This is a genomic window from Streptomyces sp. NPDC002206 (assembly GCF_053593595.1).
This window is the reverse complement of sequence record NZ_JBSFCW010000009.1, coordinates 267,519-284,729: the sequence shown is the minus strand read 5'-3', so window position 1 is coordinate 284,729 and position 17,211 is coordinate 267,519. Positions and strand designations below refer to the sequence as shown.

General features: G+C 69.2%; 8 protein-coding genes. 2 read left to right on the top strand and 6 right to left on the bottom strand.

Translation table 11 applies throughout. The features are described 5' to 3' along the window. Positions 1-234: 234 nt before the first annotated feature. Together treS and ACWCP8_RS19725 are read right to left on the bottom strand one after the other, a co-directional pair. The gene (gene treS, locus ACWCP8_RS19730) at positions 235-1,941 is read right to left on the bottom strand and encodes a maltose alpha-D-glucosyltransferase (RefSeq protein WP_352262918.1); all 1,707 of its coding nucleotides are present in this window, start codon (positions 1,939-1,941) and stop codon (positions 235-237) included. Continuing rightward, the gene (locus tag ACWCP8_RS19725; RefSeq protein ID WP_352262920.1) at positions 1,938-4,004 is read right to left on the bottom strand and encodes an alpha-1,4-glucan--maltose-1-phosphate maltosyltransferase; all 2,067 of its coding nucleotides are present in this window, start codon (positions 4,002-4,004) and stop codon (positions 1,938-1,940) included. Before ACWCP8_RS19725 ends, treS begins: the two co-directional genes overlap by 4 nt. 868 nt (positions 4,005-4,872) lie before the next feature. On the opposite strand from ACWCP8_RS19725, the gene glgP reads away from it, so the two are divergent. Together glgP and ACWCP8_RS19715 are read left to right on the top strand one after the other, a co-directional pair. Next, a complete protein-coding gene (gene glgP, locus ACWCP8_RS19720; protein WP_352262922.1) occupies positions 4,873-7,476 on the top strand; it encodes an alpha-glucan family phosphorylase in 2,604 nt (867 codons plus the stop codon). A gap of 201 nt (positions 7,477-7,677) precedes the next feature. Further along, the gene (locus ACWCP8_RS19715; RefSeq protein ID WP_451117149.1) at positions 7,678-8,910 is read left to right on the top strand and encodes an alginate lyase family protein; all 1,233 of its coding nucleotides are present in this window, start codon (positions 7,678-7,680) and stop codon (positions 8,908-8,910) included. Positions 8,911-9,019: 109 nt separating this feature from the next. Here the strand turns inward: ACWCP8_RS19715 and ACWCP8_RS19710 are convergent, their stop codons facing one another. The 4 genes from ACWCP8_RS19710 to ACWCP8_RS19695 form a co-directional block, all read right to left on the bottom strand. Continuing rightward, complete coding sequence (locus ACWCP8_RS19710) at positions 9,020-11,044, bottom strand: M4 family metallopeptidase (protein WP_451117147.1); 2,025 nt, start codon at positions 11,042-11,044, stop codon at positions 9,020-9,022. A 471-nt stretch (positions 11,045-11,515) separates the two neighbouring features. Further along, entirely contained in the window at positions 11,516-13,327 is a 1,812-nt protein-coding gene (locus ACWCP8_RS19705; protein WP_451117145.1) for an ABC transporter ATP-binding protein, read from the bottom strand. Beyond that, positions 13,324-15,114 carry an ABC transporter ATP-binding protein gene (locus ACWCP8_RS19700; RefSeq protein WP_451117143.1) on the bottom strand — a complete coding sequence of 597 codons (1,791 nt, stop codon included), beginning with the start codon at positions 15,112-15,114 and terminating at the stop codon, positions 13,324-13,326. The genes ACWCP8_RS19705 and ACWCP8_RS19700 overlap by 4 nt, the downstream gene beginning before the upstream one ends. Positions 15,115-15,176: 62 nt before the next feature. Beyond that, positions 15,177-17,156 carry an ABC transporter ATP-binding protein gene (locus ACWCP8_RS19695; RefSeq protein WP_451117141.1) on the bottom strand — a complete coding sequence of 660 codons (1,980 nt, stop codon included), beginning with the start codon at positions 17,154-17,156 and terminating at the stop codon, positions 15,177-15,179. Positions 17,157-17,211: the final 55 nt, after the last annotated feature.

Below are 17,211 nucleotides of genomic sequence, written 5' to 3'. Positions count from 1 at the left end.
TGTCGGGTCAGGATGGTCCGTACGGACTCGACGTGAGGGCCTCGAAAAGGCACGAGGCCCCGGAAGGACTCGATCGACTCCGGGAGAGCCGCCCCGAAGGGCCCCGAAGTTCTGCAACTCTCTGAAGAGCCCTGAAGAACCCCGAAGAGCCCTGAAGAGCTCGATGTGGGTGAGAGTGCCCCGTGCGGGGCGGCGGAAACCGCCCCGCTGTCAGTGGTGGGAATTGACGCCGTATCAGCTCGGTGGTGCGTCCTTCCGCAACCGGAACCAGTAGAACCCGTGCCCGGCGAGAGTCAGCAGGTAGGGCCACTGGCCGATCGCGGGGAAGCGCACCCCACCGATCAGCTCCACCGGATGACGCCCGTTGAACAACTGCAGATCGAGCTCCGTCGGCTGCGCGAACCGCGAGAAGTTGTGTACGCACAGGACGAGATCGTCCTTGTACTCACGGGTGAAGGCGAGCACGGCGGGGTTCGATGACGGCAGTTCGCTGTACGAGCCGAGACCGAACGCCCGATTCTGCTTACGGATCTCGATCATCCGCCGTGTCCAGTGCAGCAGCGACGACGGCGAGGCCATCGAGGCCTCGACATTGGTCACTTGGTAGCCGTAGACCGGATCCATGATCGTGGGGAGATAGAGGCGTCCCGGATCGCTGGAGGAGAATCCCGCGTTCCGGTCGGGCGTCCACTGCATCGGGGTCCGTACGGCATCCCGGTCGCCCAGCCAGATGTTGTCGCCCATCCCGATCTCGTCCCCGTAGTACAGAATCGGGGAGCCCGGCAGGGACAGGAGCAGCGCCGTGAACAGCTCGATCTGGTTGCGGTCGTTGTCCAGCAGGGGTGCGAGCCGCCGGCGGATGCCGATGTTCGCCCGCATCCGGGGATCCTTGGCGTACTCGGCGTACATGTAGTCGCGCTCTTCGTCCGTGACCATTTCGAGTGTGAGCTCGTCGTGGTTGCGCAGGAAGATGCCCCACTGACAGCCGGACGGGATCTCCGGGGTCTTCGCCAGGATTTCGGAGACCGGGTAGCGGCTCTCGCGCCGTACGGCCATGAAGATCCGCGGCATCACCGGGAAGTGGAAGGCCATATGGCATTCGTCGCCGCCGGCCGGGAAGTCGCCGAAGTAGTCGACGACGTCTTCCGGCCACTGATTGGCTTCGGCCAGCAGCACGGTGTCCGGGTAGTGTGCGTCGATCTCCTTGCGGAGCCGCTTGAGGAACTGGTGGGTCTCCGGGAGGTTCTCGCAGTTGGTGCCCTCCCGCTGGTAGAGATACGGCACGGCGTCGACGCGGAAGCCGTCGATGCCGAGATCCAGCCAGAAGCGGAGTGCGGAGATGATCTCCTCCTGCACCGCCGGGTTCTCGTAGTTGAGATCGGGCTGGTGGGAGAAGAACCGGTGCCAGTAGTACTGCTTGCGCACCGGGTCGAAGGTCCAGTTGGACGTCTCGGTGTCGACGAAGATGACCCGGGCGTCCTGGAACTGCTTGTCGTCGTCGGCCCAGACGTAGTAGTCGCCGTACGGGCCGTCGGGGTCGCTGCGGGACTGCTGGAACCAGTCGTGCTGATCGCTCGTGTGGTTCATGACGAAGTCGATGATCACGCGCATGCCGCGCTGGTGCGCGGCATCGACGAACTCCACGAAGTCGGCGAGATCGCCGAACTCCGGCAGTACCGCGGTGTAGTCGGAGACGTCGTAGCCGCCGTCGCGCAGCGGCGACTTGAAGAACGGTGGCAGCCAGAGGCAGTCGACGCCCAGCCACTGCAGGTAGTCCAACTTGGCGGTGAGACCCTTGAGGTCACCGATGCCGTCACCGTTGGAGTCCTGGAAGGACCGGACGAGGACCTCGTAGAAGACGGCGCGCTTGAACCAGTCGGGATCGCGGTCCTTGGCGGGGGTGTCCTCGAACTTGTCGTGGACAGGCTCATTGACAATCATGGTGTGGGTGACCCTCCGGTCGGCGGGGACGGTCGCAGGACGACGACGTGCGCGGGCGTGACGCCCGGCTCTAGGCGCACATAGAAGTTCCTGCCCCAGTGATAGGTGTGGCCGGTGAGCTCGTCGCGCACCGGCACGGTCTCGTGCCAGTCGAGGCCGAGTTGCGGCATGTCCAACGAGACCGTGGCCTCCTGGGTGTGGTGAGGGTCGAGGTTGACGACCACCAGAACGATGTTCGAACCCGAGCGCTTGCTGTACACGATCAGCGCGTCGTTGTCCGCGGCGTGGAAGTGCACGTCGCGCAGCTGCTGCAGAGCGGGGTGGCGGCGCCTGATCCGGTTGAGCGAGGTGATGAGCGGAGCCAGGGAATGGCCTTCGCGCTCCGCCGACTCCCAGTCCCTGGGCCGGATTTCGTACTTCTCCGAGTTCAGGTACTCCTCACTGCCGGCCCGCACCGCGGTGTTCTCGCACAGCTCGTACCCCGCATACACGCCCCAGGTCGGCGACAGCGTCGCGGCGAGCACGGCCCGGGCCTCGAAGGCCGGACGTCCGCCGTCCTGGAGATAGCCGGGCAGGATGTCCGGAGTGTTCACGAAGAAGTTGGGCCGCATGTAGGAGGCCGCGTCACCCGACAGCTCGGTGACGTACTCCGTGAGCTCCTGCTTGGTGTTGCGCCAGGTGAAGTACGTGTACGACTGCTGGAAACCGACCGTCGCGAGCGTGTGCATCATCGCGGGGCGGGTGAACGCCTCGGCCAGGAAGATCACATCGGGGTCGGTGCGGTTGATGTCGGCGATCACCTTCTCCCAGAAGACCACCGGCTTGGTGTGCGGATTGTCGACGCGGAAGATCCGTACGCCGTGGTCCATCCAGAACCGGAGGATGCGGAGGGTCTCCGCGACCAGGCCGCGCAGGTCCTTGTCGAAGGCGATCGGATAGATGTCCTGATACTTCTTGGGAGGGTTCTCGGCGTAGGCGATGGTGCCGTCCGGCCGGTGGTGGAACCACTCGGGGTGCGTCTCCACCCACGGGTGGTCGGGGGAGCACTGGAGCGCGAAGTCCAGCGCGATCTCCATGCGCAGGGTGCGGGCGGTCTCGACGAAGTGGTCGAAGTCGTCGAGCGTGCCGAGCTCGGGGTGCACTGCATCGTGCCCCCCTTCGGCCGAACCGATCGCCCACGGCACCCCGACATCGTGGGCGGCGGGGGACAACGAGTTGTTGGGGCCCTTGCGGTGGGTGGTTCCGATGGGGTGGATGGGCGGGAGATAGACGACGTCGAACCCCATGGCGGCGACAGCGGGAAGCCGCTCGGCAGCGGTACGGAACGTGCCGCTGATGATCCTTCCCTGCTGTTGCTCCTCCGTCCTGGCCGTAGTCTTCCCCGCCCTGCCCTTCTTGGCGGCCTTGGTCGCCTTCACCGGCTCGGCCGGTTCGATCCTGCCCCCCTCGGACCGGGGGAACAGCTCGTACCAGGAACCGAACAGGGCCCGTCGGCGCTCGACGACGAGGGGGAGCGGTCGGGCCGCGGTGACCAGCTCGCGCAGCGGGTGGCGGGCGAGTGCGGCGGTTGCCTCGGGAGCGAGCGCGGCGGCGAGCCGGGCGGCGGCCGGACGGGACTCGTCACGAAGCGCGTCGGCCGCGGCCAGCACCGCCTCGCGCCCGTCCCGCTTCGGTACGCCTTCGGCGGCCCGTTCGTACAGCGCGGCGCCCTCGGCCAGGACGAGCGCGGAGTCGATCCCGGCGGGGATCTTGATCCGGGCGTGCTGGCGCCAGGTGGTCACCGGATCGCTCCAGGCCTCGACCGTGTACGTCCAGCGCCCTTCGGAATCGGGGGTGACATCGGCGCCCCAGCGGTCGGAGCCGGGGGCGAGCTCGCGCATCGGTGTCCACGGGCCGGTTCGTCCGCTCGGATCCCGCAGAACCGCATTGGCGGCCACCGCGTCATGGCCTTCACGGAACACGGTGGCCGTGACCTGGAAGGTCTCACCGGCGACGGCCTTCGCGGGCCTTCTGCCGCAGTCGACGAGCGGGCGGACGTCGAGGACGGGAATGCGACCGATCATGGAATCACCTGGGGACTGGAGCTCGGGCTGCACGGGGCGCGGCGAGGCCGGGAAGGGCTGAGCGAGTACGCCGCGACTGTGGGGGTCCGTCCTTTCTAGCTGCTCCGTTGTCGGCTGATGGGGTGTGAGCATGGCCGCTCCTGTCCGCGTTCACTCGAATGGCACTCGAATGGCTGGGGCACGGGTGTGGTGTACGGGTGGGTACCGGATGCACACCGGACCGTACGCACTGCATACGAGCCGCTGCTGGACCGCAGATGATCCGCATTCGGGCGGTATTCGGGCTGTGTACCGCAGAAGCCTTCCCACTGTTCTCGGGGGGCCAATCCGGTGGTTTGTTAACTACTCGGGCGTAGCTGTGAAGGTCTGAATGCGCCGGGCTCCGTCCCCGGTGACGGGGCGGCCGGCGTGGTCGGCCTTGCCGGTGCTCGGGCAGGCCGTGCCGGGCGTTGGACGTCGTCGTGCCCGTCCCATGAGCCGAAACCTCCTCCTCGACGTGGAACTCGCCGCACGGAGTCGCGCCGGTGGCCGGCCGGTCCCCCCTGACCCCGTACGCGCCACACGGCAGCCTTCCCTGTGGGATGAGGTGCCACAAGGCCACCCGAGAAGGTGGAATCGGCCATAACCCCCGTGGCGGATGTGAAGCGATTCGCTCCGAGGGGGCAGTGGTACGGAGGGGACCCATGCCTGCGGTGCTTCGGTCGGGGGCGTGGCCGGGGCGGGCGGCTCACCGGGCGTCGCCCGCTGTGAGCCGGTCGCGCGCCGTGGTTTCGCAGTACGGCACACCGCTACCGTCGAGGGTGACGGAGAGGGCGCACACCGTGGTGCGTCCCCTCGGATTCGTACGTCCCCTGTAAAGGTGGAATACGTGAAGGCCATTCGTCGATTCACCGTGCGTCCCGTCCTCCCCGACCCCCTTCAACCGCTCAGCGACCTCGCCCGCAACCTGCGCTGGTCCTGGCACACCGAGACACGTGAGCTCTTCCAGGCCGTCGCCCCGGAGGGCAGCCGGTCGGCGGACTCCGACCCCGTACGTCTGCTCGGAGCCGTCTCCGCCGGGCGGCTCGCCGAGCTGGCCCGGGACGAGCAGTTCCTGCACCGGCTCAACGAGGTGTCCGGCGCCCTCCAGGAGTATCTGGACGGCCCGAGGTGGTACCAGGAGCAGCAGGCGCAGGGCACGGAACTGCCGGCCGCCGTGGCGTACTTCTCGCCCGAGTTCGGCGTGGCCGCAGCCCTTCCCCAGTACTCCGGCGGACTCGGCATCCTTGCCGGGGACCATCTGAAGGCCGCCAGCGACCTGGGCGTACCCCTCGTCGGGGTGGGGCTGCTCTACCGGCACGGCTACTTCCGCCAGAGCCTGTCGCGCGAAGGCTGGCAGCAGGAGCACTATCCCGTCCTCGACCCGAACGAACTGCCGCTCACCCTGTTGCGCGAGGCCGACGGAACACCGAGCCAGGTGGTACTGGACCTTCCCGGCGGCCGCTCGCTCCACGCCCGCATCTGGCAGGCCCAGGTCGGCCGTATCCCGCTGCTCCTGCTCGACTCCGACGTGGAGGAGAACGCGCCCGGCGAACGCGATGTGACCGACCGGCTGTACGGCGGCGGCAGCGAGCACCGTCTGCTGCAGGAGATGCTGCTCGGCATCGGCGGGGTACGGGCCGTACGGACGTACTGCCGGCTCACGGGGCACGCGGAGCCGGATGTGTTCCACACCAACGAGGGACACGCCGGCTTCCTGGGGCTGGAACGCATTCGCGAACTCTCCGGCACCGGGCTGGATTTCGACTCGTCGGTAGAGGCGGTGCGGGCCGGCACGGTCTTCACCACCCACACCCCGGTGCCTGCCGGAATCGACCGTTTCGACCGGGAGCTCATCGCCCGCCACTTCGGCGACGACGGTGAACTGGCGGGCGTGGGCGTCGAACGGATCCTCCAGCTGGGCATGGAGACCTACCCCGGCGGTGAGCCCGGTCTCTTCAACATGGCGGTCATGGGCCTGCGGCTGGCCCAGCGCGCCAACGGTGTCTCCACCCTGCACGGCGCGGTCAGCCGGAAGATGTTCGCGGGACTGTGGCCAGGATTCGACGCTGCGGAGGTGCCGATCACCTCGGTGACCAACGGCGTGCACGCGCCCACGTGGGTCGCGCCCGAGATCTTCGAACTCCGGGACCGGTACGGGGGCACGCCGGGACGCTGGGACGCGGCAGCCGGGATCCCGGACCGGGAGATCTGGGACCTGCGGCGGAACCTGCGCGAGCAACTGGTGACCGAGGTGCGCAAAAGGCTCTCCGCCTCGTGGCGCACACGGGGCGCGGAGCCGGCCGAACTCGGCTGGATCGACGGTGTGCTGGACCCGGACGTACTGACCATCGGCTTCGCCCGCCGCGTGCCCTCGTACAAGCGGCTGACCCTGATGCTGCGCGACCGTCACCGGCTGATGGAACTGCTGCTCCACCCGACCCGGCCGATTCAGATCGTTGTCGCAGGCAAGGCACACCCTGCCGATGACAGTGGCAAGCGGCTGGTGCAGGAGCTGGTGCGGTTCTCCGACGATCCCAGGGTCCGCCATCGCATCGTCTTCCTGCCCGACTACGGGATGGCGATGGCACAGAGGCTCTACCCGGGCTGCGACGTCTGGCTCAACAACCCGCTGCGCCCGCTGGAGGCGTGCGGCACGAGCGGGATGAAGGCTGCCCTCAACGGCTGTCTCAATCTGTCCGTGCTCGACGGCTGGTGGGACGAGTGGTTCGAACCGGACTTCGGCTGGGCGATCCCGACCGCAGACGGGTCCGCCATGGACGAGGACCGGCGCGACGAGCTGGAGGCGAATGCCCTCTACGAACTGATCGAGGAGCGAGTCGCACCACGCTTCTACGACCGGGGCGTCGAAGGGCTGCCCGAGCGCTGGGTCGAGATGGTCCGTCGCACGGTGGGCTCCCTGGGGCCCAAGGTTCTGGCGGGACGCATGGTGCGTGAGTACGTGGAGCGGCTGTACGCACCGGCCGCGCTGGCCCACCGCTCCCTGGACGCCGCCACGGCGCGGGAACTCGCGGACTGGAAGGCCCGGGTCCGTGCGGCTTGGCCGCGGGTCGCCGTCGACCACGTGGAGGCCGTGGCGCCGAGCACTGCGGGCAGTTCGGCCGAGCTGGGGTCCACGCTGGCGCTGCGGGTCCGGATCGCCCTCGGAGCACTGGAGCCGGACGATGTGGAGGTGCAGGCGGTGGCCGGGCGGGTCGACTCCGCCGACGCGATCTCGGATGCCCAGGTCTTCCCGCTGAAGCCGACCGGCGGCCAGGACCTGGAAGGCCGCTGGTTGTACGAGGGGCCGCTCGCCCTCGACCGCACGGGGCCCTACGGCTACACCGTGCGGGTACTCCCTGCCCACCCGCTGCTCGCGACCAGCGCGGAACTGGGCCTGGTCGCCCTGCCGACGGAAGCGACAGGAGACGGTGCGGGCGTGCTGATGCGCTGACGACCCGACCCCTGGGGCCCGGCACCTGCGAGGTGCCGGGCCCCTTCGTTTTCTGAACGCAATGCCTTGACGTGTCCATGAGATGCATTTAGGTTCCTCACTCATTGTAGAGTTCACAACTCGACTCGATGTTCATGTCTGTGAACTGAACTGGTTCTGAAGAGAGTTGCTGAACCTCCTCCGCACCGGAAGGCACCCCACATGCGTACCGGATCCATCGGGCGCGGCCTCGGCCTCGCCACAGCACTGGCCGCCCTGCTCACCGCGGTCTTCATGGCCCCGGCCTCGGCAAGCAGAGCCGCACCCGCCGACGCCCCGCAAGCGGTGAAGGCCGCCGCGGCCGCGGCCCCAGCCTCCTTCACTCACCCCGGCGTCCTCGTCAGCCGCCCCCAGCTCGACTTCGTACGCGCCAAGGTGCAGGCCGGAGCCCAGCCCTGGAAGGGCGCGTACGACCAGATGCTGGCCAGCAAGTACGCCTCGCTCACCCGCACCGCAAAGCCACGCGCCATCGTGGAGTGCGGCTCGTACTCCAACCCGAACTACGGCTGCACCGACGAGCGCGAAGACGCGATAGCCGCCTACACCCTCGCGCTGGCCTGGTACATCACTCAGGACAGCCGCTACGCCCAGAAGTCCATCGGGATCATGGACGCCTGGTCGGCCGTGATCCAGGACCACACCAACAGCAACGCCCCGCTTCAGACCGGCTGGGCCGGCTCCTCCTGGCCCCGGGCCGCCGAGATCATCAAGTACACGTACAGCAGCTGGCCGAACTCCGGCCGCTTCGCCACCATGCTGCGCAACGTCTACCTCCCCGAGGTCATCAACGGCTCCAACAGCAACGGGAACTGGGAACTGAGCATGACCGAGGCCGCGATCGGCATCGCGGTCCACCTCGAGGACCGCACCGCCTACGACAAGGCCGTCACCAAGTTCCGCGGACGTGTCCCCGCGTACATCTACATCACCACCGACGGAGCTCTGCCGAAGACCGCACCGGGCAGCGGTCTCGACACGCGCGACGAGATCATCGGCTACTGGCAGGGGCAGTCCACCTTCATGGACGGTCTCTCCCAGGAGACCTGCCGCGATCTCACCCACACCGGCTACGGCATCTCCGCCATCTCCCACATCGCCGAGACAAGCCGTATCCAGGGCCAGGACCTCTACCCCGAGATCGCCGAACGCCTGCGCCACGCACTGGGCCTGCACGCCAAGTACCAGCTGGGTGCGACAGTCCCGTCGACGCTGTGCGGCGGCACGCTCAAGGACAACCTCGGCCCGATCACCGAAGTGGGTTTCAACGCGCTGCACAACCGGATGGGTATCGCCATGACCAACACCCAGACCCTCACCGAACAGCAGAGGCCCGCCGGATCCAACAACCTGTTCGTCGCCTGGGAGACCCTGACTCACGCGAACAACCCCAACTGACCGGCAACCAGGAGCAAGTTGCTTCGCGGAACGGCGAAACCGCCCGGGAGGAAGGAGAGTCCCTCCCGGGCGGTTTCGCCTATCGACTGCCCTGAACGTGCTGCTGGGTTCAGAAGGTCAGCTTGAAGCTGTTGATCGTGCCGATGTCCTGCGAGGCGACGTCCTGGACCTTCAGCTTCCAGGTGCCGTTGGCGACCTCGGACGATGCGTTGACGGTGTAGGTTGTCTGGACGTTGTCCGCCGAGTCGCTGGACGAGGAGTTCTTCAGCCGGTAGGCCGTACCGTCCGGGGCGACGAGGTCGATGACGAGGTCACCGCGCCAGGTGTGGGTGATGTCCACCCCGACCTGGAGGGTGCTGGGCGCGTTGCCCGTGACGCCGGTGACGTTGACCGAGCTGGTGACGGCCGCGCCGTTGTCCGGGATGGGCACGAGGGTGGTGTTCTGGAAGACGGTCCCTCCGCCTCCGCCACCGCTGCGCGAGCCGACGCTGACGCCGGCCCAGGCGTCGGCCACCGCCTTGTACTCGGCGCTGGTCGTGCCGTACAGCTCACCGGCCGCAGCGAGGGTGCCGGTGCGGGCCGCCGCGTAGTTCGTCGTGGAGCTGAACTTGGTGGTGAGCGCCTTGAACCAGATCAGCGCGGCCTTGTCGCGACCGATGCCGGTGACCGGCAGGCCGTCGGAAGTCGGGGAGTTGTACGAAACGCCGTTGATGGTCTTGGCGCCGCTGCCCTCGGAGAGGAGGTAGAAGAAGTGGTTGGCAGGACCTGAGGAGTAGTGGACGTCCACTCCGCCGATGCCGGAGTACCAGGCGTCCTTGGACGCGCCGTCCTTGCTCGGCTTGTCCATGTAGCGCAGCGGGGTGCCGTTGCCGTTGATGTTGATCTTCTCGCCGACCAGGTAGTCGCCCAGGTCGGTGGCGTTGTTGGAGTAGAACTCGACCGCGGCGGCCATGATGTCGCTGGTCGCCTCGTTGAGGCCGCCGGACTCGCCGCTGTAGACCAGGCCGGCGGTGGCGGAGGTGACACCGTGCGTCATCTCGTGGGCGGCCACGTCCAGGGAGGTCAGCGGTGCGGCGTTGCCGCTGCCGTCTCCGTAGGTCATGCAGAAGCAGCTGTCGTCCCAGAAGGCGTTGACGTAGTTGTTGCCGTAGTGGACGCGGGAGTACGCGCCGACGCCGTCGCCCCGGATACCGGTGCGGCCCTGCACGTTCTTGTAGTAGTCCCAGGTCTCGGCCGCGCCGTAGTGGGCGTCCGCCGCGGCCGTCTCGACGTTCGTCGGACTTCCGTTGCCCCAGATGTCGTCGGAGCCGGAGAAGAGCGTCCCGGTGCCGGACGTGCCGTGGTTCAGGTTGTACGTCTTGTGGTTGCCGCGTGTCGTGTCGGTCAGCGTGTACGACGGTGCGGTGCCGAGCGTGACCTGGCCGCTGTACTGGGTGTTGCCGGTGCCGGTCTCGATGGCCTGCCACTCGTAGAGCTTCGCACCGGTGGACGCGTCGGTGATGACGTGCAGCTCGTTGGGGGTACCGTCGTCCTGGAGTCCGCCGACGACGGTCTCGTAGGCGAGCTGCGGCTTGCCCTGGGCCATCCAGACCACCTTGCGCGGTGCCCGGTCGGCGACGGTCTTCTTGGAGCCGGCGGCCTTGGCTGCACCGAGAGCCTGCGACTCGGCCCTGGCCGGGGCGACATCGGCGGCGGTGTCGACGGCCTTCAGCTGGGCAGAGGTGGCCCTGGACGCCTTGGTGACGCTCTCGGTCTCACCGGACTTGGACTCCTGGACGACCAAGTCCCCACCGAGGACCGGAAGTCCGCCGAAGGTGCGCTCGTAACGCGTGTGCGTGGTGCCGTCGTTGTCCTGGATGACATCGCGGACGACGAGCTTCTCCTGAGAGCCGAGACCGAGCTCCTTGGCCGTGGCCGCCTTGCTCGCGTTGGCCTCGCGGATCAGCTCGGCGCGCTGGGAGGGGGAGAGCTGCTTGGCCAGTGCCCCGTGATTGACACGGGTGGCGGCCGGGGCGGCAGCGGAACTGTCGGGTACGGCAGCTGCCGTACCCGTCTGGATTCCTGCGGCGAGGAGGGCTGCTGCGGCTATCAGAGCGCCGGTCGCGGTGGCGCGACGGCTGGGCGTGGATCTCACGCGGACTCCTTCTGCGAGGGGGGTAACGGCGGCTGGGTGAGCCGTCCGGGCAGAGCAAGCAGTGCGCAGAACGGGGGAAGAGTGTCAGCAGATGGACGTCCCTGTCAGGACCGCGTCAACAACTTGGCCGGAATTCGTCCGTTGCCGGAAAGGTCATGTTCGTTAAGCGGACGTTTCACCGATCATCACCGCGACGCCATCCAGGGGTCCGGTGCAGGCCGAATTCGAAGAGCGATCGAAGTCGAGCCCGCATGCATCGTGTTCGAACAGCGGGCTGGGCGCGGGGTAGCGCCCGTCAGTCGAAATGGCCTCGAACTGTGGCTCGTTCCGAACCGTCCACGGCCCGGACGTTCGCCGAACGATGCTGCCCGACGCTCCGCCGCCGAGCCCGAGACGCCCGGCGGCGCGGTCATGGCGGCAGCCGCCGTTCTCTCCGTGGTCCTGTCGCGCAGGGCCGGCCCCGCGCCATGTTCACAACGGCGGCGAATGAGGCCGGTCGGCATGCCAGGAACGCCAGAGCGCGGCGTAGGCGCCGTCGGCGGCCACCAGATCGTCATGGGCACCGAGTTCGGTGATCCGGCCGTCCTCCATGACGGCCACCCGGTCCGCGTCATGGGCCGTCTGCAGGCGGTGCGCGATGGCGATGACGGTTCTGCCTTCGAGGACGGCGGCCAGTGCTCGCTCGGTGTGCCGTGCGGTCCTCGGGTCCAGGAGCGCGGTGGCCTCGTCGAGTATCAACGTGTGCGGGTCGGCCAGTACGACACGTGCCAGCGCGAGTTGCTGGGCCTGTGCGCCGTCCGGACGGTGTCCCGCATGGCCCAGATCGGTGTCCAGGCCGTCCGGGAGCTCGCCGGCCCACTCGGCGCCGACGGCGGCGAGCGCCGCACGCAGTTCGGCGTCGGTGGCCGACGGGGCTGCTATCCGCAGGTTGTCCCGGACCGTGCCGAGGAACACATGGTGCTCCTGGGTGACGAGGACGACCTGGCGGCGCAACCGGTCGGGCGTCAGGCCGGCCACCGGTACCCCGCCCACCGTCACCGAGCCGGTGCGTGGCACGTCCACGCCGGCCAGCAGCCTGCCCAGCGTGGTCTTGCCGGCGCCGGACGGGCCGACGATCGCCAAGTGCTCGCCGGGCCGGACCGTCAGATCGACTCCGTGCAGGACATCGGCGGCGTCGTCGCCCCCGCCGCCGTAGGTGTAGTGCACACCGGTCACCGCGATCCGGTCGTCCGCCGGTGTGCGGGAGCGGGCCGCGGGCACCTGCGGCACCACCCCGATCCCCTCGACCCTGGCAAAGGACGCACTGCTGCTCTGCAGTTGTTCGACCCGCTGCAGGATGGTGTCCAGCGGCTGGGAGAGCTGCCGCAGATACAGGGCCGAGGCGACCACCGCACCCAGGCTCATGGCGCCGTGGCTGTGCAGCACACCACCGATCAGCAGGACACCGGCCACGGGAATGACATAGGAGATGTCCACGGCAGGGAAGAGCACGCTGCGCAGGAAGAGCGTGCGGGTCCGGGTGCGCCGGCACTCTTCGATCGCCCGGTGACATGCGTCGATACGGCTCTGCTGCAGCCCGAGCGCCTCGACGGTGCGGGCGCCGGCGGCGGTGGCCGCCAGCTGCTCCGCCAGTGCCGAATTGGCCGCCCCCTCGGCGAGGTAGGCGGTGAGCGCCCGGCGCAGATACCAGCGGACGGCGAACCAGATGCCCAGCAGCCCGAGCACGCCGCAGGCACCGAGCAAGGGGTTGAGCGCGAAGACCGCCCCGAGGATGAACAGCGCCTGGACCGCGGCGATCAGCACATCGGGGCCGACGTCGCGGAGGGTGGTGCCGACCGCCGCGACATCCGTGGTTCCGCGGGTCGTCAGGTCACCCGTGCCGGCTCGCTCGACCACCGAGGCGGGCAACGCCAGTGCGCGGTCGGCGAACTGCTCGCGGACGCGCGCCAGGGTCCGTTCGCCGAAACGGTGTCCGACCAGGCCGGCGTAGCGGGCCAGCAGGAGCTGTACCAGCGCGAAGACCAGGATGGTGAGCGCCAGCCGGTCCACGGTGCCGACTCCGCCGCCTGCCCTGACCTCGTCGATGACACGGCCGAGCAGCCACGGGGCGACGAGTCCGGCGCCGGCGGCCAGCGCGTTGAGCGCGAGCAGCGCGGCGAAGGCGCGGCCGTCCTGCCGGACGAGCCGGACTGCCGCGCGACGGATCCGGAACGGCTCGGCGACCGGCAGAGCCCCGGACGGCGACCGGGGCTCTGCCGGGGCAGCGGACGAAGAGGCAGTCATGAGGTGGCCTCCTGGGGCGCAGGGCCGTCCCCGTCGTCCACGGGGACGGCGTCGTCATCGTCCGCACCACGGGACACCAGGAGGCGATAACCGGGGTGTTCGTCCAGCAGGTCGCGATGGGTGCCGACGGCTGCGACGGAGCCGTCGACCAGGTAGTACACGGTGTCGGCCCGGTCCAGGACGAGAGGGGAGGTGCTGGTGAGGACCGTGGTCCGGCCGGACCGTGCCGTGCGCAGCCGGGACGCCATGGCTGCCTCGGTGTGCGCGTCGACGGCCGAGGTCGGCTCGACCGCCAGGAGAATCTCGGGGTCGGCCAGCAGGGCCCGGACGAGGCGGACACGCTGCCGCTGGCCGCCGGAGAGATTGCGGCCCTGGGCGTCGACGGTGGAGCCGAGCCCGTCGGGCAGGCCGCGGACGATGTCCTGGGCCGCGGCGGCGTGGACGGCACGGCGGAGCGCCTCGTCGTCCCGGTCCCGGCTGCCGGAGACGACATCACGCAGCGTGCCGGCGAACAGGTCGGCCTCGTTGTCCGCGACGAGAATCCGCGCGCGGACCTGGGCCGGCTCGATCTCGTCGAGGCGTGCGCTGCCCCAGGTCGCTGCCGACGGGGCGAAGCCGCCGAGACGGTCGATCACCGTCGCGGAGTCCGACGGCCGGGCGCCGACCAGAGCGGTCAGCTTCCCGGGGACCACCTCGACCCCGGACTCGGGATCGTGGAGGACGGAGGGTGACTCGGGCCCGTTCAGAGGTGGCGAAGACGCCTCCCGGACCCCCGATTCGGGCTCCAGGGACAGGAAGCGGGTGACTCTGCGCGCGGCGACCAGACCGCGGCTGATGTCGTAGCCGCCCTCGATGAAGAAGGAGACAGGCACGACGAGAACCGCCGTGTAGCCGTACACCGCTACCAGTTCGCCGACGGTGAGCTCGCCCTGCACGGCCATCCGGGCCGCCAGCCAGGTCACGGCGCCCAGGAACAGGGTGGGCAGGCCGACGCCGAGTGTCTGGATCCAGCTGGTCACCGCCCCGACCCGGTACCCCTCCGCCTGCAGCTCCTGCGAACCGCGCCGGTAGCGCTCGGCGTAGACGTCCTTGCCGCCGATGCCGTTGAGGACACGCAGACCGCCGGCGATGTCGGCGAAACGGGCGGCAAGGCTGCCCTGCCGGTCGCGGTACGCCGACTCGGCTCCCTGAAGCCGGCCCAGCAGCGGGCCGACCAGCACCGCGAGCAGCGGCACGCCCAGCAGCACCACCGCGGCGAGCAATGGCGAGACGGTCAACAGCAGTGCGGCCACGACGACATAGGCGAGGACTGCGCCGACACCGGGCCCGGTGGCGGTCAACGTATCGGCGATCCTGGCGACGTCACCGAACCCGATGGTGACGACCTCGCCGGCCGTGGCCCGGCGCGGCAGCGCCGCGCCCAGCCTGGTCGCCTGGGCGACCACCACCCGCACCGTACGGAAGGCGCCGTCGAGCCGCACCCTGGTCATCGTGCGGTGCCGCATGATGGCCAGCCAGGCGTTGAGCACTCCGACACCCACCAGCGCCGCGACCCAGCCGACCAGCGCGGAGCGGCCCCCGGGCCGCAGCCCGTCGTCGATGGCGCGCGACAGCAGGTACGGCGGCAGGGTCAGGCAGATCATCCAGGAGCTGCCGAGCAGTGCCCCGGCGGCAACGCGACGCCATTGACGGGTGACCAGCCACCACAGATACCGCCCGGGGCCGCGGAGGTCCGGGGTCTCCTGGCCCACATACGGACCGACCGGGCGATCCACGGGCTCAGTCATGTACGCACCATAGACCGCCGGTGCGGGAGGCCGACGGGGGAGACCGTCAGCCGCGGTCGGTCTCAGGCCAGGCTCTCCCGCCAGGCGCGGTGGAGCCCTGCGAACCGGCCTGTCCCACCGATGAGTTCGGACGGGAGGCCGTCCTCCACGATTCGGCCGTGCTCCATCACCAGCACCCGGTCCGCGATCTCCACGGTCGACAGCCGGTGGGCGATCACCACCGCGGTGCGGCCGTGCAGCACCGTGTCCATGGCGCGCTGCACCGCACGTTCGCCGGGGATGTCGAGGGAGCTCGTCGCCTCGTCGAGAATCAGCACCGCCGGGTCGGCGAGCAGGGCGCGGGCGAAGGCGACCAACTGGCGCTGGCCGGCCGAGATCCGCCCGCCCCTCTTCCGTACGTCCGTGTCGTATCCGTCGGGCAGACTACTGATGAAGTCGTGCGCTCCGATCGCCTTCGCGGCCTGCTCGATCTCCTCAGGAGTGGCGTCCGGGCGGCCGATGGCGATGTTCTCGGCAACCGTCCCGGAGAACAGGAACGCTTCCTGGGTCACCATCACCACACCGCGCCGCAGTTCGGGCGTGGCGAGGTCCCGGAGATCGGTCCCGTCCAGCAGCACCCGGCCGTCGGTCGGGTCGTAGAACCGGGCCAGCAGCTTGGCGAGCGTCGACTTCCCGGCGCCCGTGGAACCGACCACGGCCACGGTCTGCCCTGCCGGGATCGTCAGATCGAAGCGAGGCAGCACTTCGCCGCCCGTTCGGTAGGCGAAGCTCACCGAGTCGAAGACGACGTCCCGGCCCGGCTGCTCACCCGTGCGGGCGGGCAGCTCCCGCGGGTTCGCGGTCTCCGGCACGGTGGGGGTCTGGGCCAGCAAGCCGGCGATCTTCTGCAGCGAAGCCGCGGCCGACTGGTAGGAGTTGAGGAACATGCCGAGCCGGTCGATCGGGTCGTACAGCCGTCGCAGATAGAGCACGGCCGCCGCAAGCACGCCGAGTGCGAGAGCGCCGGAGGCGACTCGGTACGCACCCCACAGCACGATCCCGGCAACTGCCGTGTTCGCGACCAGCCGGGAGCCGACGACGTAGCGCGCCATCTCCAGCAGCGCGTTGCCGTTGGTCCGGCAGTGCTGCTGGTTGAGCCTGTCGAACTCGGCGTCGTTGGTGCGCTCGCGGCGGAAGGCCTGGACGGGACGGATTCCGTTCATCGTCTCCGCGAACTTCACGATGACCGCCGCGATCGCCGTCGACCGCGCAGCGAAGATCACACCGGCCCGCCGCTGGTAGAGCCGCACCAGCGCATACAGCGGTACGAACGAGAGGACGGCGACCGCACCGAGATCGAAGTCCAGCCACAGGAGCATCAGTGAGATGGATACGAAGGAGAGCACCACGCCGATCAGTTCCTGCAGGCCCTCGCTGAGCAGCTCCCGCAGCGACTCCACATCCGTGGTGGAGCGGGAGATCAGCCGGCCCGAGGTGTAGCGCTCATGGAAGTCCACGCTCAGCGCCTGCGCATGGCGGAAGATCCGCCCGCGGAGATCGAGCAGCACATCCTGGTTGATGCGGGCGGAGACCTGGATGAACGCGTACTGCATGATTCCCGCGGCTGCCGAACACAGTGCGTATCCGATGGCCACGGCGATCAGCGGTCCGTAGTCCTTGTCCCGGAACGCCGGCACGCCGCTGTCGATCGCGTACGCGACGAGCAGTGGGCCGGCCTGGACGGCTGCCTGCTGGATCAGCAGGAACAGCGCAGCCACCACCACCCGGCCCCTGAGCGGGCCGAGCAGGGACACCAGCAGGGTGCGGGTGGCGCCCCGGGGCGTGGGCAGGTCGTCCCGGTCGAAGGGGTCCCCGGCCCCGGCGTCGACGGCGGAGTCGGGTTCCAGGTCGGTGGCCTCGGCCTTCGGACGCGGTTCGCCGCCCTGCCCAGGACCCTTCCCGGCACCCGTGCCGTTCAGGTCGCGGGCCTTGATCTCCGTGGCCGTGGCCGAGCCCGCAACCGTGTTCGTGCCCGCGCCGGGGCTCGTGACCGGGTTTGTCATTGCACCCTTCGTGGTGGCGGCCATTGACTCCGGGCCGGCCCCGGGGCGGTTCCCG